Raw genomic sequence first — 23,176 nt, forward strand, 5'->3', positions numbered from 1 at the left:
CTCCACCGGGGCGGCGCGAACGGCGGCGGGCGCCGCTGGAGGACGGATCCATGGCCCCTGACGCCCTCGCCCTCGCGCTGGACGCCGTACCGCTCGGCGACGACCCCCGCCGCCCGGTCGACTACAACGCCCGCCTCGTCGCGGAAGCCGTGCTGGCCACCCCCTACCGCGAGGCGCCCGGCGCCGTGCGGCCGGTGCCCCACGCCGCGCACGGACTCGAACCCGTCGACGGCGGCCGGCGCTGGCGGCTGTGTCCCGACGAGCGGCTGCGCTGGTCGGACGGCACTCCGCTGCGGGCCGCGGACCTGGTCGCGGGCATCCGCGACGCCGCCGTACGGGACCGGCAGACGGGCCGGTTCCTGGCCGAGGGCGACACGGCTGCCAGGGAGCTGCCCGACGGCCGGGTCGAGGTGCACCTGCGCGAGGCGGCCGGCTTCCTGCCGGCCTTGCTGACCCTCCCCCAGTTCGCGCCGCTGCGGCCGGGGTCCGGGGCCGTGCTGGGTCCGTACGCCCCGGACGGGACCGGCCCCGACGGGGGCCCGCGGTTCCGACGGCACCCCCACGCCGCCGGGGCCGGGGCGCTGCCCGAACGGCTGGAGTTCCCCGTGGTGGCCGGTCTGGCCGACGCCGTGGCGGCCTTCCGCGCCGGACGGGTGCAGGCCACCCCCACGACCGGCTTCGACCTCGCGGACACCGAGCGGTACGCCGGCGATCCGGCTCTGGTCAGCGCGCCCGTGTCGGTCTTCGCCAGCCTGGAGTTCGGACGGCGGGTGCCGGCGGTGCGCCGGGACCCGGAGCTGCGGGCGGCCGTGGCGGCGGCACTGGACCGGGAGGCCCTGGCGGCCGGTACCCGGGGGCTCCTCGAAGCGGCCCCCGCTCCGGTCGCCGCCCTGCTCGGCGGGGACCTTCCGGCCGCACCGGAGGGTCCCCGCCGACCGCCCGGATCCGGGGTCGGGTCCGGGGTCGGGTCCGGGTCCATATCCGGTCCCGGTCCCGCGGCGGTCCGGGCCGTGCGGGCCGCGTACGCGGGGGCCGGGCCCATCGAGGTGGCCCACGCCGACTTCGTGCCCAACGGCAGCGTGGTGGCGGACGTCTGCGCGCGGCTCCGGGAGGTCTTCGGGCTGGACGTCCGCCCGCTCGCGCTGTCCTACGCCGCCTACGTACGGGCCGCGCTGACCGGCGACCACGCCCTCCTGTACACGCTGACCACAGCCGACTTCCCGCACCCGGCGGCACTCCTGGGGCCGTGGGCCGCGGGCGGGACCTACAGCCGGACCACCGGGTTCTCCGATCCCGTCTTCGACCGGCTGTTCGGCGAGGCGTGCCGGACCACCGAGGGTGCGGAGGCCGCCGCCTGGCTGGCGGCGGAGGACCGGTGGCTCTCCCTCCTCCCCCGGGTGCCGCTGCTCCGGGTCCGCGCCCACTACCTGGCGGATCCGAGGGTGCGGGCGGCCGGGATGACGGCGAGCGGGATCATCCCGCCGCTCGGCCTCGGCGCGGTGGCCGTGCACCGCTGACCGCGCCGCGCACGGCGCACTCCTCCACGCACCGGCGTCCGTTCGCGGACGCATCGACCAGATTGCGAAGCCGACATGACTGTTTCCGCCGCTCCGGCCATGCCCGAAGGCTCTCTCGCACAGGCCCGCCGGTTCATCGACGAGCGCCATCTGACCCCGGCCGTGTGGCAGGAGATGCGCGAGTGGTACACCGCGGAGCCCGGCCGCCCGTTCGTCCTGCGCGACTTCCTGCGGCCGGAGTGGGCCGCGGCCATGGACTCCGCGATGCGCTCGCTGCCGGTGTGGTCCCGGTGCGCCACGGTGTACACCGGCTCCCGGGACAGCGCGGAGATCCCGGAGGCGGAGTGGGCGGAGCACCCGCACCGGGCGGCGTGCCACTTCGTCGCCCGGCCGCTCGGCGAGGCCCTGCAGAACGGCAGCGTCGCGGCGGAACACCGCAAGACCATCGAGCAGTTCCTCGCCTTCTGCGTCCTCACCGACACCCTGCGGGACTTCGTCTCGGCGGGCACCGGGATCCCGCTGGAGCCGCGGACCTCGGTGGAGCTGGCGGCGTACCGGGCGGGTGACCGCATCCGCCGCCACCAGGACCTCTTCCCGGGCCGGCTGATGGCGGTCAACTTCTACCTGGACGCGGCCTACCGGCCGGGTAACGGCGCGCGCCTGGGCTTCCGCAACGAGGCGGGCACCGACGAGCTGGTGGACCCGCTGTTCAACACCTTCTCCATGATCCCGGTGCGCGAGGAGTGCTGGCACTGGGTCGAGCCGTTCTCGGGAGAGGGCACCGGCCGGTACACGGTCAGCATCGGTCAGCACCTGCTGGGCCGTCCGCACGAGGCCCGGTGGGAAGGCCACCGGTGATCGGACTGGTCTTCCCGCCGCTGGTCGAGTCCAACTTCGGCAGCTTCTACCCCTCCACCGCGGTCCTCGCCGGCTTCCTGCGCGACCGCGGCATGGAGGTGTGGCAGCGCGACATGAACGAGGACTTCGCCGAGTTCCTGCTCTCCCCCACGGAGCTGGAACCGCTCGCGGCCGGCCGGGTGCCCGGCGTACCCGGGGACTCCTACACCGCCTCGGCGGCCCGCTGGGCGCTGCGCCGGCCGGGACGGCTGCTCGCCGGTGACGGCCGGCACCTGTTCGGGGCCGGGCAGTACACGGGGCGGATCGTGGAGACCCTGGCGGTGCCCTTCCGGATCGACCCGGACGGGGCGACCCTGGGCCGGGCGGCCGTGGAGCGCGCCGGGTCCGGGATCTTCGGCCGGTTCTACGACCGCTGCCTGAGCGGGACGGGGGCCGGAGCCGGGGCTGGTTCCGACGCCGGGGCCCGGGCCGGAACCGGGGCCGGTCCGGTGGTGCCGGAGCGGACCACGCTGGTCGGCATATCGGTGCCGATGGGTCCCCAGCTGGTGCCCGCGCTGCTGCTGTCGCTGCGCCTGAAGGCCGTGCGGCCTGACCTGCGGGTGGTGCTGGGCGGCCCCGCGCTGAGCCTGATGCTGCTGCCCGAACTGGAGGCTCTGCTGCGGGCCTTCCCGGAGGTGGATGCCGTCGTCCGGTTCGACGGGGAGTTCCCGCTGCTCGCCCTGTCCCGGCAGGCGGAGTCGGGCCGGTGGGAGCCGGAGCTGGTGGCCGGCGCGTCCTGCCTGCTCCCGGACGGCACTCCGCACACCAAGGACCCCGCGCCGGGCCCCAACCTCAACACGCTGCCGGTGCCGGTGTTCCCGGCCGAGGCGATGGCCCGGCTGTCCGACCCGGTGCTCGGCGTCACCCAGGCCCGCGGCTGCTACTGGGGCAAGTGCGACTACTGCGACTTCGTGGAGCTGTACGACGGTTCGGCGCCGTTCCGCGGCCGGCACCCCGACCGGTTCGTGGACGAGCTGGAACACCTGTCGAAGGAGCACGGCACCCGCCGCTTCAGCTTCGTCACCGAGTCGATCCCTCCCGCCTTCGCCCGCCGGATGAGCGCGCTCCTGATCGAACGCGGGCTGGACATCACCTGGTCCTCCTTCGTGATGGTCGACCGCCGCTTCGACCGCGAACTGCTGGCGCAGATGGCCGAGTCCGGATGCGAGTTCCTGGTGGTCGGAATGGAGACCACCATCACGCGCGTGCTCAAGCTGGTGCACAAGTCCGCGGACCGCGAGGAGAACCTGCGGTTCCTGAAGGAGGCCCACGCGGCGGGGGTCAGGCTGGTCATCAACCTGATCCCGGACCTGCCGTCCACCACCTACGAGGAGGCGCTCCAGGCCCTCGCGGACGTCGAGGAGCTGGCCCACTGCATCCAGTCCGTGTCGGTCTTCCCGTTCGAGGCCACCCGGTCCTCCCGGGTCGGCCGGGACCCGGAGGCGTTCGGCCTGGTGGTCACCGAGCCCCAGGAGGGCAACTGGCAGTCCCAGTACGCCCTCAACCACCTGCCCAACACCGATCCGGCCATGACCCCGGAGCAGCGCGCCGAAGTCCACCGCAGGTACTTCGCCTTCGCCGACCGGATCAACGGCGCCGCCGACGCCACCGTCGCCGCCCACGGCCCGGTGCACGCGGTCCCGGCCGCCCGGGACGCCGTGCTGCGGATCCCCGTCGAGGAGTTCGACCTCTACGTGGCCGGCGCGGACGGCAGCGTGGCCGACGCGGAGGGCGGGCACGGCACCGCCGGGCCGCTGCGCGCGGTCAACCTGCGCACCAAGGAGCGGATCACGCTCCCGCCGGCCGCCCGCGCCCGGCTCACGCACCTCCTCGACGGCCGGCCGTTCACCCGCCGCGAGCTGGCCTCCGTACACGGCGAGCGGGTCGCCGACCTGCTCCTGTCCAATCTGGGGCGGTCGGGACTGCTCTCGGAGGCCGGCCGTGGGTGAGGTGACGCGACCGGCCACCCCGGCCACCGGCACCGGCACCGGCACCGGCCTCGTACGGCTCGCCATGACCGTCGACGCACTGCCCGTGTCCGGTGGCGTGCTGTTCAGCCGGGGCCGGCAGGCGCTGCGGGTCCGCGGCCCCGAGGCGTGGCTGTCCGGCGCCCTGGGGCGGCTCCGGGAGGGCGTGGCCCGCCCGCCCGCGGACACCGCGCTGGGACGGCTGGTGGGCGAACTCGCCGGGCTGGGCTGGATCGGCACCGGACCCGCGCCCGACCCCGCCCTCCACGACGGGCTCCCGCACCAGCGACAGCTCGGCTACCTGGAGCTGTTCGGCCCGGATCCGCTGCGGATGCAGCGGCGTCTGGACGCGGCGCGGGTGGCCGTGATCGGGGTCGGCGGTATCGGCGCGCTCGCGGCCCGCGAGTTCGTCGCCGCCGGGGTGCGCGGGCTCTGGCTGCTCGACCCGGACCGGGTGGAGACCCACAACCTCAACCGCCAGCACCTCTTCGGCCTCGACGACGTCGGGGTGCCCAAGGTCATGGCCGCGGCGGCCCGGCTGCGCGGCCTCGCGCCGGACGTCCGGATCACCGGGCTGGCCCGGCGCGTCGGCACGCCCGCCGACCTCGACGTACTGCCGGACGGGCTCGACCTGCTGGTCCTCTGCGCGGACACGCCCGCCGACATCGCCGCGCTGTGCTGGAGTTGGGCCGCCGCGCACGGCACCGCGATGACCTCGGCCGCCGTGGGTCTGGACAGCGGCTACTGGGGTCCGCTGCTCGACCCGGCCCGCGGGCACTGCCTGAACTGCTTCGAGGCGGCCCGGCGCGCCCGATGCAGCGCCGACGAACTCCGGCTGGAGGACACGGGTGCGACCCCCACCCCGCACTCCTTCGGTCCGTCGAACTCGGCCGTCGCCGCGCTCCTCGCCCACGACTGCCTGCGCTGGCTGGCCTCCGGGGAGGCCCCCACGGTGGGCGTCCGCGGGCAACTGGCCTTCGACACCGGCCTTACGACGCGTACGGACCCCGTCCGATCCTGGTGCCGGCACGCCGAACACCCCATCTCCCGCTCCACCGATTGCTGAGGACCCCCATGCCCACCTCCACCGAGCTCCGGAAGACCGGCTTCTTCCGGCTCTGGACCGGAGAGACCCTCTCTCTCGCGGGCTCGCAGATCACGTACTTCGCGACGCCCCTCATCGCCGTGCTCGCCCTGGACGCGGGCAGCTGGGAGATGGGCCTGCTCGGTGCCGCCGGCTCGGCCGCGACGCTCGTCTTCGGCCTCTCCGCCGGCGTGTGGGCGGACTCCTTCGAGCGCCGCGGGGTCCTGCAGTTCGCCAACGCGGCCCGCGCCCTGGCACTGGCCGTGATCCCGCTGCTGTGGGTGATGGACGCGCTGACCATCTGGGCGCTGCTCGCGGTGACCTTCGTGGTGGGTGCGCTCAGCCTGCTCTTCGACAGCGCCATGTCGGCCTACCTGCCGAAGCTCGTCGGAAAGAAGCAGCTCGACCAGGCCAACTCCTGGATGGAGGGCAGCTCGGCCGTCGGCGACGTCGCCGGTCCCGGCCTGGCCGGCGTGCTGGTGCAGGTCCTGGGCGCACCGCTGGCGATCCTCGTCGACGCGGTGAGCTACGCGGGCAGCGCCGTGGCGCTGCGCGGGCTGCCGCGGGCGGAGCCGGCCCCTCCGGAGGGCCCCCGCGAGAAGCACTTCCAGGCCGCCCTGGCCGGCCTGAAGCTGCTGATGCGCGATCCGGTGCAGCGCTCCCTGGCGCTGGCCGCCGCCCACTTCAACTTCTTCACCTCGATGTTCTACGCGCTGTACACGCTGTACGTGGTGAAGACGCTGGACCTGAGCCCGGCCCTGCTGGGTGTGCTCAGCGCGGCGGGCGGCGTCGGCGCGCTGCTCGGCTCGGCGACGGCGGCCCGGATCAGCCGCCGGTTCGGCTACGGCATCCCGCTGGCCTTCGCCTACGCGGCGCCCGGGGTCGCCGGTCTGATGGTGCCGCTCGCCGAGGGCCGGGGGACGGCGACCGCGCTGGTGCTGGTCGGGCTCTCCCAGTTCGGCTGGGTGCTGGCCGTGGTGGTGAACCTGATCCTCAGCGAATCCATCAAGCAGGCCCTGGTGCCCGACCACATGCTCGGCCGGATCACCGGCTCGGTGCGCTTCGTCAGCTGGGGCGTCGAGCCCTTCGGCGCGCTGCTGGCCGGCGCGCTGGGCGCGGGTCTGCTCGGGCTTCGGACCACGCTCATCGTCTCGGCCCTGGGCCTGCTTGCCTCCGGCCTGTGGCCGCTCCTCGGGCCGGCCAGGAAGCTGCGCACCCTGCCGGAGGGCGAACAGGACGGCGAGGACGACGGCGAGAGCGACGCGACCGGCGAGAACGACACGGTCGGCACGACGGCGTCCTGACCGCCCGTCACCGTCAGGAGAGAAGGGGAACGGCGTGAACAGCCAGGAAGAGGGCAACGGACCGGCGGGCACCGCCCCGGCCTGGGCGGGGCTCACCGAAGCGGTGGCCCGCTTCTACCGGGGCCGGAAGGTGGTGCTGCTCGGCCGCGAGGTGCCCCAGTACCGGCTGCGGGTGCAGGCCCTGGCGGCGATGGGGGCCCGGCCGCCGTTCGTCGTCGGCAACGGCATCGGCCACGGCGACATCCCGGCCGGCGTGGCCGGCTGGATCTCGGCCGAACTGGGCACGGTCAGCTTCACCGACACCGCCCGCGCCACTGACCGGCTGCTCGCCGATCCGCCCGCGCACGTACGGGAGGCGCTCGCGGCGTACGACCCGGACCGCACCGCGATCGTGCTCGCCGAGTCCAACGTCACGCGGGACGTGATGGACGGCCGCCGGGTCGCCGACGGCCGGCCGGCCGCCTGGGCCGCCCTGGAGGACAAGATCACCCTGGATCGGATCTGGGACGGTCTGGGTGTGGAGCGGCTGCCTTCCGAGGTCGTGCCGACCGGTGTCGCCGCGCTGCGCGCGGCACACGAACGGCTCGACCTCGGCCAGGGCACCGTCTGGTACCGGGACATGAACGGCGGCGTCCAGGTCACCTTCGAACAGGCCCGCTGGGTGCGGGACGGGGCGGGCTTCGCCGAGGCTGCGGCGGCGGTCGGCCGGGAGTGCCGGCAGGTCAAGGTCACCCCGTTCCTGCCCGGGACGCCCTGTGGGATCAACGGGTTCGTCCTGGCCGACGGGGTGGTCGTGCTCCGGCCGTTCGAGGAACTGGTCCTCCAGGGACCCGAACCTTCCGGGCTGGTGTACGCGGGCTGTTCCACCCACTTCGACCCGGTACCGGTCGTCCGGGACGCCATGCGCGACCTGGCCCGCCGGGTGGGCGCCCTGATGCACCGTGAGACCGGCTTCCGCGGTGCCTTCAGCATCGGCGGGGTGCAGACCGGGAACCGGTTCGTCCCGCTGGACCTGCTGCCGCGCGGCAACACCGCGCACCGCGTGATGTCCACCGCCACCCCCGGCCTGCCGTGGGGGCTCCTCCAGGGCGCCGTGGCAGGCGGCCACGACCTGGGGCTGCCGGCCCACGAGGTCGAGCGGGTGCTGCTCGACGCCGTCGAGGGCCACCGGGGTGCGGCGGTGGCGCTGCACTCCGCGACCCCGTGCACCACGCCGGGACGGGCGCGGTGGCTGACCGCCGACGGGGACGGGCTGCGGCTGAGCCGCAAGGACGAGCACAGCGACGCCTGTCTGGTGCAGGACCCGCTGGACTCCGGCAGCATCGTGATCATGATTCCCGGTCCGGCCCTGCTGGACGCCGACCGCCGTCTGGCCGGGCGGGCCGCCGGCGGCTTCGCCCTGTCCGAGCAACTGTGGGGCACGGGCCTGGGCTCCCTCACGGAGATGCCGGCCCTCCACGACTGACCGAACCACCCACACCCGACAGCAGAGAGTGAGCCTACGAACGCAGGGCGTGAACGGCGCGCGTGCAGCGCGCGCTCCGAGTGAACCCCCAGTGGTCACTTACGTGTGCGTGGGCGCTCCCGCCACGCTGGTTGGCAACCGTCACCAGGTGGAGGGGGGTTCTCATGACCGGGGCCGACACGTTTCGCGACGATCTCGGGGCGTCCGTGGTCGTCGCGCTGGTCGCACTGCCGCTCTGCGTGGGGGTGGCCGTCGCCTCCGGTGTGCCCGCCGAGCTGGGGATCGTCACCGGGGTCGTGGGCGGCCTGGTGACGGGCTGGTTCCGCGGGAGTTCGCTCCAGGTCAGCGGGCCGGCGGCGGGGCTGACGGTGCTCGTGTACGAGGCGCTGCAGGAGCACGGGCCGCGGGCCCTGGGCGTGCTGGTGCTCGCGGCCGGGCTGGTGCAGCTGGGTATGGGGCTGCTGCGGCTGGGCCGGTGGTTCCGGGCGATCTCGGTGGCGGTGGTCCACGGGATGCTGGCCGGGATCGGTCTGGTGCTCATCACCGGGCAGCTCTACGCGGTCGGGGACGTCGCCGCGCCGGGCGGAACCCTGGAGAAGATCGGCGCGCTGCCCGGTCTCCTCGGACGGCTGGACTGGGCCGCGGTGGGGCTGGGTGCGGGCACCGTGCTCGTCACGGTGGGCTGGCGCCGGATGCCCGCCCGGGTCCGGGTGGTGCCCGGCGCCCTGGCCGGTGTGGCGGCGGCCTCGGCCGGCGCCGTACTGCTGCACCTCCCGGTGCACCGGGTGGCCGTGGAGGGCGTGTGGGGCGCCGTTGCCCCGCCGGGCCCGGCGGACCTCGCGGTCCTGGCCGGCACCGGAGCGGCGGGGACCGTGCTGGCCCTGGCCCTGATCGCGTCCGCCGAGACCCTCTTCAGCGCGGCGGCGGTGGACCGGATGCACGACGGCCCGCGGACCGACTACGACCGGGAGCTCGTCGCGCAGGGCGTGGGCAACTCGGTGTGCGGGCTGCTGGGCGCCCTGCCGATGACCGCCGTGATCGTGCGCAGCTCGGCCAATGTGGAGGCGGGCGCGCGGACCCGGGCCTCACGGGTGCTGCACGGCGGCTGGCTGGTGCTGTTCGCGGTGTTCCTGCCCGGGCTGCTGCGGGCGGTTCCACTGGCGTCCCTGGCGGGGGTGCTGCTGCACGCGGGATGGAAGCTGGTCCCGGGCCGGGCGGTGGCCGCGCTGTGGCGGACGCACCGGGGCGAGGCGGTGGTCCTGGTGGTGACGGCGGGGGCGATCGTGGCCACCAATCTGTTCGAGGGGGTGTTGGTGGGTCTCGGCCTGGCCGTGGCGAAGGCCGCCTGGGAGACCTCGCACGTGCACGTCGAGCAGGTGCGGGAGGGGGAGGGGCTGTGCCTGAGGGTGGCGGGGAACGCCAGCTTCCTGCGGCTGCCGAAGCTGCTCGACGTCCTGGACGGACTGCCCGGAGACCGGCCGGTCCGGCTCGACCTGAGCGGGCTGCGCCACATGGACCACGCCTGGCTGACGGCCCTGGAGGGCTGGGAACGGCAGCGGACCTCGAAGGCGCCCGGGCCGATGGCTCCCGGCCCGATGGCGCCCGGCCACGAGGGCGCAACCTAGCCGGGCTACCCTCCGCCCGTGGAACAGCAGCTGAAACGCACTCTGGGGGTGTCCGACGCGGTCGTCGTCGGACTGGGAGCCATGGTCGGCGCGGGCATCTTCGCCTCCTTCGGGCCCGCGGCGCAGGCGGCCGGCCCGGGCGGCGCGCTGCTCGCGGCCCTCGCCGTGGCCGCGGTCGTGGCCTACTGCAACGCGCACTCCTCGGCACGGCTGGCGGCCCGCTACCCGTCCTCCGGCGGGACCTACGTGTACGGGCGCGAGCGGCTGGGCCCGTTCTGGGGGTACCTGGCGGGCTGGGCCTTCGTGGTCGGCAAGACCGCCTCCTGCGCGGCGATGGCCCTCACGGTGGGCGCGTACCTGTGGCCGGAGCAGGCACAGGCGGTGGCGGTGGCCGCCGTGGTGGCGCTGACCGCCGCGAACTACGGCGGTGTGCAGAAGTCGGCGCGGATCGCCCGGGTGATCGTCGCGGTGGTGCTGGCCGTGCTGGCCGGGGTCGTGGTGGTGTGCCTGGGATCCGGGGCGGCCGGCGCCGGACGGCTGTGGGACGGCGGGCCCGGCGAGCCGGGTGGGGCCTGGGGGCTGCTGCAGGCCGCCGGGCTGCTGTTCTTCGCCTTCGCGGGCTATGCGCGGATCACCACCCTGGGTGAGGAGGTCCGCGATCCGGAGCGGACGATCCCGCGCGCCGTCCCCATCGCGCTGGGGATCGCGCTGGCGGTCTACGCGGCGGTGGCCGTGGCGGTGCTGTCCGTCCTGGGCGCCACGGGCCTGGCCGGTTCGGCGGCACCGCTCGCCGACGCGGTCCGGGAGGCCGGCCTGCCGGAGCTCGTACCCGTGGTCCGGGCGGGCGCGGCACTGGCAGCCCTCGGCTCGCTGCTGTCGCTGGTGCTCGGGGTGTCCCGGACCACCCTCGCCATGGCGCGGGACGGGCACCTGCCGCGCGCCCTGGCCGCCGTACACCCGCGGTACCAGGTGCCGCACCACGCGGAGCTCGCTGTGGGCGCGGTGGTGGCGGTGCTGGCCGCCACCGCCGACCTCCGGGGCGCGATCGGCTTCTCCTCCTTCGGTGTGCTCGTCTACTACGCGATCGCGAACGCTTCCGCGTGGACGCTGGGTTCGCGCGATGCGGGTTCCCGCGATGCGGGCGTGCGCGACGTGGGGATGCGCGACGTGGGGATGCGCGACGTGGGGATGCGCGACGAGGGCGTGCGCGACGCAGGTTCACACGATTCAGGTGTCAAGGGGCGGGCCGTGGCAGCCGTGGGGCTGGCCGGCTGTGTGGTGGTCGCTTGTGCGCTGCCGGTGGTGTCGGTGGTGTCCGGGGTGGGGGTGCTGGTGGTGGGGGCTGCGGCCTATCTGCTGCGCATGCGGAGCCGGGCCGTCTGACCCCTCATGTCGGGGCCCGCACGTCATATCCGGGTCCGCGACCCGGACCGGGTGAGGCCGGGTATGCGCGGGGTCGGGCGCGGGGACGCTGGGGCTGCGGGACCGGGCGGGGAGCTTCGCCCGCCTCGGGCGGGACGGGCGCTGGGGTGCACGCTGCGCGTTCGGCGCGGGCCGTCGTGCCGTGTGCCCACCTCCCCCAGACTCCGTCCGGGGGGACCCCCACCCCCACGTTCTCGACTTCGCTCGAACAGGGGGACCCCCATCGCCCTGCGGCACGCCTGCCCACACAACTCGGCGTACGGCCGCCAAGCCCGTACGGCGAGGGGTGCCGGAATCTGCTCGGTTTCGTTCATGGCCTCATCGTGGGCGAGACCGCCCCATGTTCGCCGGCCCTGTGGATAACCGCCGTCAGCGGGAGGCGAAGGGTGCGTCCGTGCGGACGATCTCGCGGCCCAGTGGGAGCAGGGAGATGGGGATCATCTTGAAGTTCGCGATGCCGAAGGGGATCCCGATGATGGTGATGCACAGCGCGATTCCGGTGACGATGTGGCCGAGGGCCAGCCACCAGCCCGCGAGGACCAGCCACAGGACGTTGCCCACGCAGGAGGGGGCACCCGCGTCACGGCGTTCGACCGTGGTGTAGCCGAAGGGCCAGAGCGCATAGACGGCGATCCGGAAGGCGGCGATGCCGAACGGGATGCCGATGATGGTGATGCAGAGGATCAGGCCCGCGAGGCAGTAGCCGAGGAACAGCCAGAATCCGCTGAGCACGAGCCATATGAGGTTGAGGAGCGTCTTCACTGCTGATGACCTGCCATCTGTTCGAGCCGGGCGATGCGCTCGGCCATGGGCGGGTGGGTGGAGAACATCTTGGAGAGTCCCTGGCCCGGCCGGAACGGGTTGGCGATCATCATGTGGCTGGCCGTCTCCAGGCGGGGCTCGGGCGGCAGCGGGAGCTGCTTGGTGCCCGCGTCCAGCTTGCGCAGTGCACTGGCCAGCGCCAGCGGGTCGCCGGTGAGCTGGGCGCCGGAGGCATCGGCCTCGTATTCCCGGGAGCGGCTGATGGCCAGCTGGATGACGGAGGCCGCCAGCGGGCCCAGGATGGCGACCAGCAGCAGGCCGATCAGGCCCGGGCCCTCGTCGTCGTCGGAACGGCCCACCGGGATCAGCCAGGCGAAGTTCACCAGGAACATGATCACCGAGGCGAGGGCGCCGGCCACCGAGGAGATCAGGATGTCGCGGTTGTAGACGTGGCTGAGCTCGTGCCCGATGACGCCGCGCAGCTCGCGCTCGTCGAGGATCCGGAGGATGCCCTCGGTTCAGCAGACGGCGGCGTTGCGCGGGTTCCGGCCGGTCGCGAAGGCGTTCGGCGCCTCGGTCGGCGAGATGTAGAGCCGGGGCATGGGCTGGCGCGCGGACGTGGAGAGCTCGCGGACCATCCGGTAGAGCGCGGGCGCCTCGAATTCACTGACCGGGCGGGCCCGCATCGCGCGCAGGGCCAGCTTGTCGCTGTTCCAGTACGCGTACGCGTTGGTGCCCAGGGCGACGACGACGGCCACGATCAGGCCGGTGCGTCCGAAGAAGCTTCCGATGAGGATGATGAGTGCGGACAGACCGCCGAGGAGTACGGCGGTCTTCAGCCCGTTGTGCCGGCGGTGCACGGTACGCCCTCCAGGTGGTGCGGCAGGGGCCCCGTCATGGGTCCGTGGGGCTACGGTCCAGTGGACCCTCCCTGCCTGGTCAACGCCAGGCGAGGGACCCTGGTTCCCGGGCCCTGCCGTGCCGCCCCTGAGGGGCCTTGCTCCGTACGGGTGATCCGCCGGTGGTCCGCCGGTGCTCCGCCGCTGGTCCGCTACTGCGGGAAGAGGCTGGTCGCGGCGAAGCGGAGGACGATCTGCGGGGCGCCCGACAGGACCACGGCGACGACACCGGTGAGGGCGATCGCGACGGTGACCGGTGCCGGGGTCCGGAGTCGCTGCGGGGCCGGACCGGCCTCCCCGGCGTCTCCTGCGCGTCCGGCCTGCGGGGCCTCTCCGTCCGCCGTCTCCGGGGCGCGGAAGAGGATCGCCGTCCACTGCAGGTAGTAGTACAGGGCGATGACCACGTTGACGGCCATGACCACGGCCAGCCAGCCCAGGCCCGCGTCCACCGCGGACTGGAAGACCGTCACCTTGGCGAAGAGGCCGATGATGCCCGGCGGCAGACCGGCCAGGCAGAGCAGGAAGAAGGCCATCGAGAGGGCGGCGGCCGGACGCCGGTGGTACAGGCCGCGGTAGTCGGCGATCCGGTTGGCCGGGCTGGTCCGGGCCACCAGCGCGACGACGGCGAAGGCGCCCAGGTTCACTGCGGCGTACATCAGGGCGTAGGAGACCGTGGAGCCGATCGCGTCGCGGTCCGAGTACGCGGCGGCGGCGATCGGGACCAGCAGGTACCCGGCCTGGCCGACCGAGGACCAGGCCAGCAGCCGTACGGCGCTGTGCGGGCGGTCCGGGGACTGGCGCAGCGCGGCGGCGTTGCCGAGGGTCATGGTCAGCGCGGCGAGGACGGCCAGGGCCGGGCCCCAGATGTCGGAGTACGCCGGGAAGGCGATCACGGTGACCAGGATGAGGCCGGTGAAGCCGACGGCCTTGCCGATCACCGAGAGGTAGCCGGCGATGGGCAGCGGCGCGCCGACGTAGGTGTCGGGGACCCAGAAGTGGAAGGGGACCGCGGCGGTCTTGAAGGCGAAGCCGACGAGGGTGAGCGCCACGCCCGCCATGGCGAGGGTGTCGAACTGCCCGGGGACGTCCTCCAGGCGGTCGGCGAGCAGCGCGAGGTGCAGGGTGCCGGTGGTGGCGTAGACGAAGCTGACGCCGAGCAGCGAGACGGCGGTCGCGGTGACCGAGGAGAGGAAGAACTTGAGTGCGGCCTCGGAGGACATCCGGTTGCCGCGCCGCAGGCCGACCAGGGCGAACGCGGGCAGCGAGGCGACTTCGAGGGCGACGATCAGGGTGGCGAGGTCGCGGGAGGCCGGCAGCAGGGCCGCGCCGGCGGCCGAGGACAGCAGCAGGAACCAGTACTCGCCGGCGGGCAGCCCGCTCTCGCGGACGGCGGTGACCGAGAGCAGGGCGGTGACCAGGGCGCCGCCGAGCACCAGCAGCTGGATGACCAGGGTGAAGGAGTCGGCGGTGTAGCTGCAGGCGGCGGTGCCGGCCGAGGTGGCCGAGGCGGCCTTGTCGGCGACCAGGCAGAAGGTGGACCGGTCCTCGCCGCGCAGCGGCAGCAGGACGGCGGTCGCGGCGGCCAGGCCGGCCACCGAGATCCAGCCGAGGACCGGCTTGCGCCGCTCGTCGGCGAAGAGGTCGGCGACCAGGACGATCAGGGCCACCGCGGCCGGGATGACCACGGGTGCGATGGCGAGCCAGTCGACGTTCTGGACGAGACTGGCGGCGCCGGTGGCGGCGAGGGCCGTCATGCGTTGCCTCCTGCGAGGAGCTTCTGGACGGCCGGGTCGGTGAGGCCGAGGAGGACCGCGGGCCAGAGGCCGGCGAGGACGGTGAGGGCGACTAGCGGGGTCCAGGCGGCGAACTCGTAGTGCCGTACGTCGGCCACCGCGGCGGGGGCCGCCTCGGGCAGTGCCGCCGGATCACCCATGCACACCCGCCGTACGACGATCAGAAGGTATGCGGCGGTGAGCAGGGTGCCGAACGCGCCGATCGCCATGAAGGTGAGGAAGGCGGGCCGGGACAGGCCCTCGGCCGGGTCGAAGGCGCCGAACAGCGCGAGCATCTCGCCCCAGAAGCCGGCCAGGCCGGGCAGGCCCAGGGAGGCGACGGCGCCGAAGGCGAGCAGCGCGCCGAAGCGGGGGGCGCGGCCGTAGAGGGCGGCGCCGGTGGCCCCGGCGAGGGTGTCGAGGTCGGTGCTGCCGTAGCGGTCCTTGAGCGCGCCGACCAGGAAGAAGAGGAGGCCGGTGATCAGGCCGTGGGCGATGTTCGCGAACAGCGCGCCGTTGACCCCGGTGGGGGTCATGGTCGCGATGCCCAGGAGCACGAAGCCCATGTGGCCGACGGAGGAGTACGCGATCAGGCGCTTGAGGTCGCCCTTGGCGCCCTTGCGGGCGAGCGCGATGCAGGCCAGGGACCCGTAGACGATGCCGACGGCGGCGAACGCGCCCAGGTAGGGGGCGAGGGTCTGCATGCCGCTCGGGGTGACGGGCAGCAGGATCCGCACGAACCCGTACGTGCCCATCTTGAGCAGGACGCCGGCCAGCAGGACGGAGCCGACGGTCGGGGCGGCCGTGTGGGCGTCCGGGAGCCAGCTGTGGAGCGGCCACATCGGGGTCTTCACGGCGAGGCCGATGCCGATGGCGAGGACGGCCAGGAGCTGGGTGGTGTGGGTGAGTCCGCGGCCGTTGTCAGAGGCCAGTGCCACCATGTCGAACGTGCCCGCGTTGACGCCGATCAGCAGCAGGCCGAGCAGCATGACCACGGAACCGAGCAGCGTGTAGAGGATGAACTTCCAGGCGGCGGCCTGCCGCTGGTCACCGCCCCAGCGGGCGATGAGGAAGTACATCGGGATGAGCACCATCTCGAAGGCGAGGAAGAACAGCAGCAGGTCGAGGACCGCGAAGGTGGCCAGGGTGCCGGACTCCAGGACCAGGAGCAGCGCGACGAACGCCTTCGGGGAGGGGCCCGCGGGGAGCTTGAAGTAGCTGTACACCGCGCAGAGGAAGAACAGCAGCGCGGTCATCAGGAGGAGGGGGAGCGAGATGCCGTCGATGCCGAGGTGGATCCGGACGTTCAGCGCCGGGATCCAGCTGATGTCCGTCGTCGCCTGGAAGCGGGACGGGTTGTCGTGGTCGAAGCCCAGGGTGAGGGCGACGGCCGCCGCGAGAACGGCTCCGGTCACGGTCACGCCGTGGCGGAGCACCGCCTGTTCGGGGCTGCGGCCCTTGAGGCCGGGAGGGGCCGGCAGCAGGGCCGCGGCCGCGCCGAGGAGCGGCAGGGCCACGGTGAACGCCAGAAGGAACTGCATCACGGATGCGCTGATATCAATCACGGCTGACTCACGGCTCACGATCCGGCGTTGAGGTTGGCGAGGACGGCGGTGGCGATCGCCAGGACCACGGCACCGGCGAACAGGGCGCTCAGGTAGCTCTGCACGTTGCCGGTCTGGGCACGGCGTACGAGGGCGCCGAGCCAGCCGGCTCCGGTTCCCGCGCCGCGGACGTAGGTGTCGACGACCTCGCGGTCCAGGAAGCGGACCAGGCGCGCCGCGGCGCGTACGGGGCGGACGAACAGGGCGTCGTAGACGGCGTCGAGGTGGAAGCCGGCGTGCGCGTGCGGGTAGAGCGGGCCCAGGAGTGCCTTGCCGGGGTCGGGGACCGGTCCGGCCGGGGCGGCCGGGTGGTCGTGGGTGACCTCGGCGACCTCGGGGGTCTCCGCCTCGGACTCGGCGGCGGCGACGGCCGCGGGCACCCCGCGGACGGTGGCCGCGGAGGCGCGCTGCCACAGGGCGTAGCTGAGCAGTCCGCCGATGACCGCGGCGCCGGTGCCGAGCACCGAGGTGGTCAGGGTCGGGCTGAGCGGGGTGCCGTCGAACCAGTCGGCGATCGGGCCGGCGGCGAGGCCGAAGGCGAGGGTGGGCACGGCGAGCAGCCACAGCACGCCGGTCATGGCCAGCGGCTCCCTGCCGTGGTCGGGGGCGGCGGCGCCCCGGCCGCGGAAGGCCATCAGCCACAGCCGCATGGCGTACGCGGCGGTGAGCAGGGCGGTCAGCACGCCGGCGACGAGGACCAGCCAGCCGGCCGCGCCGGGGACGTCCCCGGTGTGTCCGGTGGCGGCGTGCTCGGCGGCCACGAGGACGGCTTCCTTGGAGAAGAAGCCGGCGAAGGGGGGGATGGCGGCGAGCGCGAGCAGCGCGATCGACATCGTCCAGAAGGCGTCCGGGATGCGCTTCCTCAGGCCGTCCATCCGGGACATGGCGGACAGGGAGTTCGTTCCGGCGGCGTGGATGATCACGCCGGCGCCGAGGAAGAGCAGTGCCTTGAAGAAGCCGTGGGACAGGAGGTGGAAGACGGCGGCGGAGCGGTCGCCGACGGCCAGCGCTCCGGTCATGTAGCCGAGCTGGCCGACCGTGGAGTAGGCGAGGACGCGCTTGACGTCGTCCTGGGCCAGGGCGGCGAGACCGGAGCCGATCATCGTGACGGCCGCCATGACCGCCATGACGACCAGCGTGGCCTGCGAGGCCGCGAAGACCGGGAGGAGACGGGCGATGAAGTAGATGCCGGCGGCGACCATCGTCGCGGCGTGGATCAGCGCGGAGACCGGGGTGGGGCCCGCCATGGCGTCGGGGAGCCAGGTGTGCAGCGGGAACTGCGCGGACTTGCCCGCGACGCCGGCCAGCAGCAGCAGGCCGATCAGCGTCGGGTGGTCGAGGCCGCCGGCGGCGACGGTGCCGAGGATCTTGTTGATCTCGAAGGAGCCGGCGTCGGCGGCGAGCGCGAACAGGCCGATCAGGAACGGCACGTCGCCGAGCTTGGTGACGAGGAAGGCCTTCAGGGAGGCGGAGCGGGCCGCCTCGGTCTCCCAGTAGTGGCCGACCAGGAAGTACGAGCAGATGCCCATGACCTCCCAGCCGACCAGCAGCACCATCAGGTCGCCGGAGTAGACGACGAGCAGCATCGCGGAGGTGAAGAGTGAGACCAGAGCGGCGTACGACGGGTAGCGCGGGTCCTCGCGCAGATAGGCCGTCGAGTAGAGCTGTACGCAGGTGGCGACTACACCGACCAGGACGGCCACGAGGGCGGCGAAGCCGTCGATGTTCAGCGCGAGGTCGATCGGGACCGAGCCGGTCGGGGTCAGTTCCGTCGAGGCCAGGATCGGGGCGCCGCCGCCCTGGCGGACGGCGACGAGCACGGCCAGCACGGCCGCGGCCAGGGTGGGCAGCACGGCGAGCGGCCGGACGAATCCGGGTGCGGTGCGGCCCAGCAGGAAGCCGCCCGCCGATCCCAGGAAGGGAAGGAGCGGGACGAGGGCGGCGAGGGTCGTGGTGGTCACGCGGCGACCTCGGTGGGGGCGGTCTCGGCGGTCGGAGCGGGTTCGTGGCCCTCGGCGGTGTCCCGGAGCCGGTCGACGTCGGACGTGCCCCGGTTCCGGTACACCATCAGCACGATGGCCAGGCCGATGCCGATCTCGGCGGCGGCGATGGCGATGGTGAAGAGGGTGAGGGCCTGGCCGGCGTGCAGGGTGTCGCGCAGCCAGACGTCGAAGGCCACCAGGTTGAGGTTGACGGCGTTGAGCATGAGCTCGACCGACATCAGCACCAGGATGGCGTTGCGGCGTGCGAGGACTCCGTACAGGCCCGTGCAGAAGAGGAGCACCGCCAGCACGGCGGGGTAGGCGAGGTGCATCAGCGCTTGCCCTTCACGGTGTCGCCGCCTGCGGCGGTGTCGTCGCCTGCGGTGGTGCCGGTCCTGCGGGACAGCACGATGGCTCCGATCAGTGCGGCCAGCAGCAGCACAGAGAGCGCCTCGAAGGGCAGCACCCAGTGCCGGAAGAGGATCTCGCCGGTCACCGCGGTGGAGCCCTGGACGGTGTCGAGGTCGATCCAGGTGGTCCGGAAGGCGTCGACCACGACCCAGACCAGGGCCACGGCGGCGACGAGGGCGACCGCGAGGGCGACCGGGCGGTTGCCCGAGTCCGCGTCCGGGGAGCGGCCGATGGGCGCCTTGGTGAGCATCAGACCGAAGAGGAGGAGGACCACCACGGAACCGAGGTAGATCAGCACCTGCACCCAGGCCACGAACTCGGCGGTCAGCAGGAGGTACTCGACGGCGATCCCGCCCAGCGCCACGACCAGCCAGAGCGCGGCGTGCACCAGCTGCCGGGTGGTGACGGTGACGACGGCCGCGCCGAGGGTGGCGAGGCCGACGAGCAGGAAGCTGATCTCGACGCCGTTCGGGGACATGAAGCCGTTGCCCTGGGCGGCGGCGAGGAGGGCGGTGTGGGTCACGCGGCACCTCCGGCCGGCGCATCGGGGTCGGTCCGGTCGGCGGCCGCGTCGGTGGCGGCATCGGCGGCGGCCGCGGCTGCGGCTGCTGCTTCGGCCTCCGCCTTCTCGACCGCCTTGCGGGCGGCGGAGAGCTCCTTGGGCTCTTCGGCGGCCGGGTCGAGGGCGGGCGGGGCGGGAACGGTCCACATCCACTCGCGCAGCTTGTCGCGCTCGTGGGTGAGTTCACGGATGTCCGTCTCCGCGTACTCGAACTCCGGCGACCAGAAGAGGGCGTCGAAGGGACACACCTCGATGCAGATACCGCAGTACATGCAGAGGGAGAAGTCGATGGCGAAGCGGTCGAGGACGTTGCGGCTGCGCTCGCGGCCGCCGGGGGCGGCGGCCGGGACCGTCTCCTTGTGGGAGTCGATGTAGATGCACCAGTCCGGGCACTCACGGGCGCAGAGCATGCAGACCGTGCAGTTCTCCTCGAACAGGCCGATGACCCCGCGGGTGCGCGGCGGGAGTTCGGGCTGCACCTCGGGGTACTGCGCGGTGTGCGAGCGTTTCGTCATCGTGCGCAGGGTGACGGCCAGGCCCTTGGCGAGACCGGATCCGGGGATGGGCATTACGGGATCGCCACCTTCACGATGCCGGTGAGCGCGATCTGGGCGAGCGCGAGCGGAATGAGCGTGGTCCAGGCGAGCCGCTGGAGCTGGTCCTCGCGCAGCCGCGGGTAGGTGACCCGCAGCCAGATGACGAGGAAGGCGAGCACCGCGGTCTTCAGCAGGGTCCAGAACCAGCCGAGGCCGTCCCCGCCGAACGGGCCGTGCCAGCCGCCGAGGAAGAGCACGCTGGTGAGCGCGCAGAGCACGACGATGCCGGCGTACTCGGCGAGCAGGAACAGTGCGAAGCGCAGACCGGTGTACTCGGTGTACGCGCCGAAGATGATCTCGGAGTCGGCGACGGGCATGTCGAAGGGGGGCCGCTGCAGTTCGGCGAGCCCGGCGGTGAAGAACACGACCGCGCCGACGATCTGCCAGGGCAGCCACCACCACTCGAAGGCCCCGACGATGCCGGGGAGGGAGACGGTGCCGGCGGCCATGGCGACCGAGGCGGCCGCGAGGAGCATGGGGAGCTCGTAGGCGAGCAGCTGTGCGGCGGTGCGGAGACCGCCGAGGAGGGAGAACTTGTTGGCGGAGGCCCAGCCGGCCATCAGGCTGCCGAGGATGCCGACGCCCATGACGGCGAGCACGAAGAACACGCCGGCGTCGATGACCTGCCCGACCGCGCCCTCGCCGGGGCCGATCGGGATGGCGATCAGGACCAGGAGGTAGGGGAGCAGGGCGACGGCGGGCGCGAGCTGGAAGATCCGCCGGTCGGCGTTGGCCGGGACGACGTCTTCCTTCTGCGCGAACTTCACGCCGTCCGCGACGAGCTGCGCCCAGCCGTGGAAGCCGCCGGCGTACATCGGGCCGAGACGGCCCTGCATGTGGGCCATCACCTTGTGCTCCGTCTGTCCGACGACGAGCGGGAGCACGAGGAAGACCGCGAAGACGACGATGAGTCGCAGCGCGACGTCGAGTACGTCGTTCACGCGTCGCCTCCGTTGTCGGGGTCGGGTCGGGTGGTGGTCTGTGCGGCGTCCCCGCGTTCGCCGTCGCCTCCGGCTTCGGCGGATTCGGCGGGCTGCTCGGCCGGTGTGGCCGGTGCGGGTGCCTCGGTCGGCTCGGCGGGTGTCCCCTGCTTCGCCGCCTCAGCCGGTTCGGCCGGTTCGGCCGGGGGTTCCGCCGGGGCGGGGGTCCTGGCCGGGCGGGACGGTTCGTCGAAGGCGGGCTTCGGGTTGTGCCAGGGCGCGTCGCTGCTGCGCGGCGCGGTCCGGCGGGCCGCCGGGCGCTCGGCGGCGGTGCCGTCCTCGCCCTCGGCCGGAGCCGCGGCGGCGGGCGTCTGGCTCGCCGAACCGTCGGCCGCCGAGCGGCTGCGGCGCGCCGGGCGGGCCGGGGGTGCGGTCGGGTCGGAGTCGGCGGAAGCAGTGATTCCGGATTCCGTCGGTGAGCCCTCGGCCGCGGCCGACTGGCTCGCGGAGCCCTGGGCCGTCGTGCGCGTACGGCGCGCCGGGCGGGCCGGGGTCTCCGTCGCCGGGGTCTCCGCCGCCGGGGCTTCCGTCGCCGGGGCTTCCGCCGCCGGGGACACCGGCACCGCGCCCTCGGCCGGCACCGCGCCGGGCGCCTGGCCGACCGAGCCCTCGGCGGCCGTACGGGTACGGCGTACCGGTGCGCCCTCGCGCGGGGCGCGGGCCGGGCGGTCGCCCGCGGCCCGCGGGGTGCGGGCGGGCCGGGCCGGGGCCGGCGGGAGCTGGCCCTTGAGCGGGCCCCAGTCATTGGGGTCCGGCACGCCCGGCGGCAGCATGGTGCGCCGCTTCGGGCCGCCGCTGTCCGCGCCCTCGCCCGGCTCCTTGGCGCCGGGCCATGCCTTGGCGACGCGGGCCGCGAGGACGAAGTCCTTCCGCAGCGGGTGACCCTCGAAGTTCTCGGGCAGCAGCAGCGGGACCAGGTGCGGATGGTCGGTGAAGGTCACGCCGAACATCTCGTACGTCTCGCGCTCGTGCCAGGACGCGCCCGCGTAGACGGCCACCGCCGAGGGCAGCGCCGGTGCGGAGTGCGGAACGGTGGTGCGCAGCAGCAGGCGGCGTACGCGGTGCCCCTCCAGGGCGACCACGTGCGCGCAGATCCGGAAGCCGGTGCCCGGCTCGTCGACGGCGCTCAGCCAGTCGAAGTAGGTGCAGCCCAGCTTGTCCCGGGCGGTCTCCAGTGCGGAGATCCAGGAGCCGACGGGCACGTCGACGGTCAGGACGTCGTAGGAGAGCTCGGCGACGGCCTCCGCGCCGAAGATCTCGGGAGCGGCGTCGGGCAGGGAGTCGTACAGGTTCACGCGTCCGGCCCCTTCACGAGCGGGCTGGTCAGCTGCGCCACCGACGGGGCCGGGCGGTCCTCGGTGTAGCGCGAGGCCAGCGACTCGCGGGCGATCTTCTCCTGCAGCTTGAGGATGCCCTGGAGCAGCGCCTCGGGGCGGGGCGGGCAGCCGGGCACGTACACGTCGACCGGAATGATCTGGTCGACGCCCTTGGTGACGGAGTACGAGTCCCAGTAGGGGCCGCCGCAGTTCGAGCAGGCACCGAAGGAGATCACGTACTTCGGCTCCGGCATCTGCTCGTAGAGCCGCTTGACCGCCGGGGCCATCTTGTCGGTGACCGTGCCCGAGACGATCATCAGGTCGGCCTGGCGCGGGCCGGGCGCGAAGGGGATCACCCCGAGCCGGATGAAGTCGTGCCGGGCCATGGACGCGGCGATGAACTCGATCGCGCAGCAGGCCAGACCGAAGTTGAAGACCCACAGGCTGTAGCGGCGGCCCCAGTTCAGGACCACCTTCATGGGCTCCGGGGCGAGTCGGGAGAGCACTCCCAGGCGCTTGGGCTCCGGGAGCAGCTGGGGCTCCGGTGTCACGTCCATTCGAGGACGCCCTTCTTGTACGCGTAGAGCAGGCCGACGGCCAGGAAGCCCAGGAAGATGAACATCTCGACCAGGGTGGTGGCCCCGTAACCGGCGGCGTCGAACACCGTCGCCCACGGGAACAGGAAGATCGAGTCGACGGCGAAGATGACGTAGAGGAACGCGTAGACGTAGTAGCGGACCTGGGTGTGCGCCCAGCCCTCGCCGACCGGATCGACACCGCATTCGTACGTCAGCAGTTTTTCGGCGGTGGGCACGACGGGCCGCAACAGCCGTCCCGCGCCGAAGGCCACGGCCACGAAGAGCACACCGAAAGCCGCGAGCAGGCCGACGACCGAATAACTCCGGAAGTAGTCCGCCGCGAGCACGGTCACGGTCGATACCGTTGGGTCTGGCACGTCCGTTCCTCGCTCCTCTTGGCCACTGTCGACGATCTGTACCGACGGGAGTCTAG

19 protein-coding genes and 1 pseudogene are annotated in these 23,176 nt (G+C 73.5%); 8 read left to right on the forward strand and 12 right to left on the reverse strand.

Annotated elements, in window-relative coordinates:
* Window positions 1-50: 50 nt before the first annotated feature.
* The 8 genes from AB0O36_RS07620 (at window position 51) to AB0O36_RS07655 (ending at window position 11,242) form a co-directional block, all read left to right on the forward strand.
* On the forward strand, window positions 51-1,517 hold the full coding sequence (locus AB0O36_RS07620) for an ABC transporter substrate-binding protein (RefSeq protein WP_365105534.1): 1,467 nt from the start codon (window positions 51-53) through the stop codon (window positions 1,515-1,517).
* 75 nt (window positions 1,518-1,592) lie between these two features.
* Window positions 1,593-2,375, forward strand: coding sequence for a hypothetical protein (locus AB0O36_RS07625; protein WP_365105537.1), 783 nt, complete (start codon window positions 1,593-1,595; stop codon window positions 2,373-2,375).
* Window positions 2,372-4,363 carry a radical SAM protein gene (locus tag AB0O36_RS07630; RefSeq protein WP_365105540.1) on the forward strand — a complete coding sequence of 664 codons (1,992 nt, stop codon included), beginning with the start codon at window positions 2,372-2,374 and terminating at the stop codon, window positions 4,361-4,363. The genes AB0O36_RS07625 and AB0O36_RS07630 overlap by 4 nt, the downstream gene beginning before the upstream one ends.
* Window positions 4,356-5,447, forward strand: coding sequence for a ThiF family adenylyltransferase (locus AB0O36_RS07635; RefSeq protein ID WP_365105543.1), 1,092 nt, complete (start codon window positions 4,356-4,358; stop codon window positions 5,445-5,447). Before AB0O36_RS07630 ends, AB0O36_RS07635 begins: the two co-directional genes overlap by 8 nt.
* A gap of 8 nt (window positions 5,448-5,455) precedes the next feature.
* Window positions 5,456-6,769, forward strand: coding sequence for an MFS transporter (locus tag AB0O36_RS07640; RefSeq protein WP_365105546.1), 1,314 nt, complete (start codon window positions 5,456-5,458; stop codon window positions 6,767-6,769).
* 34 nt (window positions 6,770-6,803) lie between these two features.
* Window positions 6,804-8,234 carry a hypothetical protein gene (locus AB0O36_RS07645; protein ID WP_365105549.1) on the forward strand — a complete coding sequence of 477 codons (1,431 nt, stop codon included), beginning with the start codon at window positions 6,804-6,806 and terminating at the stop codon, window positions 8,232-8,234.
* A gap of 164 nt (window positions 8,235-8,398) precedes the next feature.
* Window positions 8,399-9,859 carry a SulP family inorganic anion transporter gene (locus tag AB0O36_RS07650; RefSeq protein WP_365105551.1) on the forward strand — a complete coding sequence of 487 codons (1,461 nt, stop codon included), beginning with the start codon at window positions 8,399-8,401 and terminating at the stop codon, window positions 9,857-9,859.
* Window positions 9,860-9,877: 18 nt separating this feature from the next.
* A complete protein-coding gene (locus AB0O36_RS07655; RefSeq protein WP_365105553.1) occupies window positions 9,878-11,242 on the forward strand; it encodes an APC family permease in 1,365 nt (454 codons plus the stop codon).
* 408 nt (window positions 11,243-11,650) lie between these two features.
* On the opposite strand, the gene AB0O36_RS07660 is transcribed toward AB0O36_RS07655, so the two are convergent.
* The 12 genes and pseudogenes from AB0O36_RS07660 to ndhC form a co-directional block, all read right to left on the reverse strand.
* Complete coding sequence (locus AB0O36_RS07660; RefSeq protein ID WP_365105556.1) at window positions 11,651-12,043, reverse strand: YccF domain-containing protein; 393 nt, start codon at window positions 12,041-12,043, stop codon at window positions 11,651-11,653.
* Window positions 12,040-12,903 (reverse strand): annotated as a pseudogene (gene htpX / locus AB0O36_RS07665) (zinc metalloprotease HtpX). The gene AB0O36_RS07660 and the pseudogene htpX overlap by 4 nt, the downstream one beginning before the upstream one ends.
* A 191-nt stretch (window positions 12,904-13,094) precedes the next feature.
* A complete protein-coding gene (locus tag AB0O36_RS07670; RefSeq protein WP_365105559.1) occupies window positions 13,095-14,696 on the reverse strand; it encodes an NADH-quinone oxidoreductase subunit N in 1,602 nt (533 codons plus the stop codon).
* Window positions 14,693-16,279, reverse strand: coding sequence for an NADH-quinone oxidoreductase subunit M (locus AB0O36_RS07675; protein WP_365105562.1), 1,587 nt, complete (start codon window positions 16,277-16,279; stop codon window positions 14,693-14,695). The genes AB0O36_RS07670 and AB0O36_RS07675 overlap by 4 nt, the downstream gene beginning before the upstream one ends.
* A gap of 14 nt (window positions 16,280-16,293) precedes the next feature.
* Window positions 16,294-18,279, reverse strand: a complete 1,986-nt coding sequence (locus AB0O36_RS07680) for an NADH-quinone oxidoreductase subunit L (protein WP_365105565.1) — start codon at window positions 18,277-18,279, stop codon at window positions 16,294-16,296.
* Window positions 18,276-18,632, reverse strand: coding sequence for an NADH-quinone oxidoreductase subunit NuoK (nuoK, locus tag AB0O36_RS07685; protein WP_365105568.1), 357 nt, complete (start codon window positions 18,630-18,632; stop codon window positions 18,276-18,278). Before nuoK ends, AB0O36_RS07680 begins: the two co-directional genes overlap by 4 nt.
* Window positions 18,632-19,189, reverse strand: a complete 558-nt coding sequence (locus AB0O36_RS07690; RefSeq protein WP_365106145.1) for an NADH-quinone oxidoreductase subunit J — start codon at window positions 19,187-19,189, stop codon at window positions 18,632-18,634. Before AB0O36_RS07690 ends, nuoK begins: the two co-directional genes overlap by 1 nt.
* 41 nt (window positions 19,190-19,230) lie before the next feature.
* On the reverse strand, window positions 19,231-19,842 hold the full coding sequence (locus tag AB0O36_RS07695; protein ID WP_365105571.1) for an NADH-quinone oxidoreductase subunit I: 612 nt from the start codon (window positions 19,840-19,842) through the stop codon (window positions 19,231-19,233).
* On the reverse strand, window positions 19,842-20,810 hold the full coding sequence (locus tag AB0O36_RS07700) for a complex I subunit 1 family protein (protein ID WP_365105574.1): 969 nt from the start codon (window positions 20,808-20,810) through the stop codon (window positions 19,842-19,844). Before AB0O36_RS07700 ends, AB0O36_RS07695 begins: the two co-directional genes overlap by 1 nt.
* Window positions 20,807-22,144 carry an NADH-quinone oxidoreductase subunit C gene (locus AB0O36_RS07705; protein ID WP_365105577.1) on the reverse strand — a complete coding sequence of 446 codons (1,338 nt, stop codon included), beginning with the start codon at window positions 22,142-22,144 and terminating at the stop codon, window positions 20,807-20,809. Before AB0O36_RS07705 ends, AB0O36_RS07700 begins: the two co-directional genes overlap by 4 nt.
* Complete coding sequence (locus tag AB0O36_RS07710) at window positions 22,141-22,722, reverse strand: NADH-quinone oxidoreductase subunit B family protein (protein WP_365105580.1); 582 nt, start codon at window positions 22,720-22,722, stop codon at window positions 22,141-22,143. Before AB0O36_RS07710 ends, AB0O36_RS07705 begins: the two co-directional genes overlap by 4 nt.
* Window positions 22,713-23,120, reverse strand: a complete 408-nt coding sequence (gene ndhC / locus AB0O36_RS07715; protein WP_365105583.1) for an NADH-quinone oxidoreductase subunit A — start codon at window positions 23,118-23,120, stop codon at window positions 22,713-22,715. The genes AB0O36_RS07710 and ndhC overlap by 10 nt, the downstream gene beginning before the upstream one ends.
* Between the last annotated feature and the right edge of the window lie 56 nt (window positions 23,121-23,176).

Origin of the sequence: Streptomyces sp. NPDC089799, from assembly GCF_040684755.1 — a bacterium.
GTDB lineage: Bacteria > Actinomycetota > Actinomycetes > Streptomycetales > Streptomycetaceae > Streptomyces.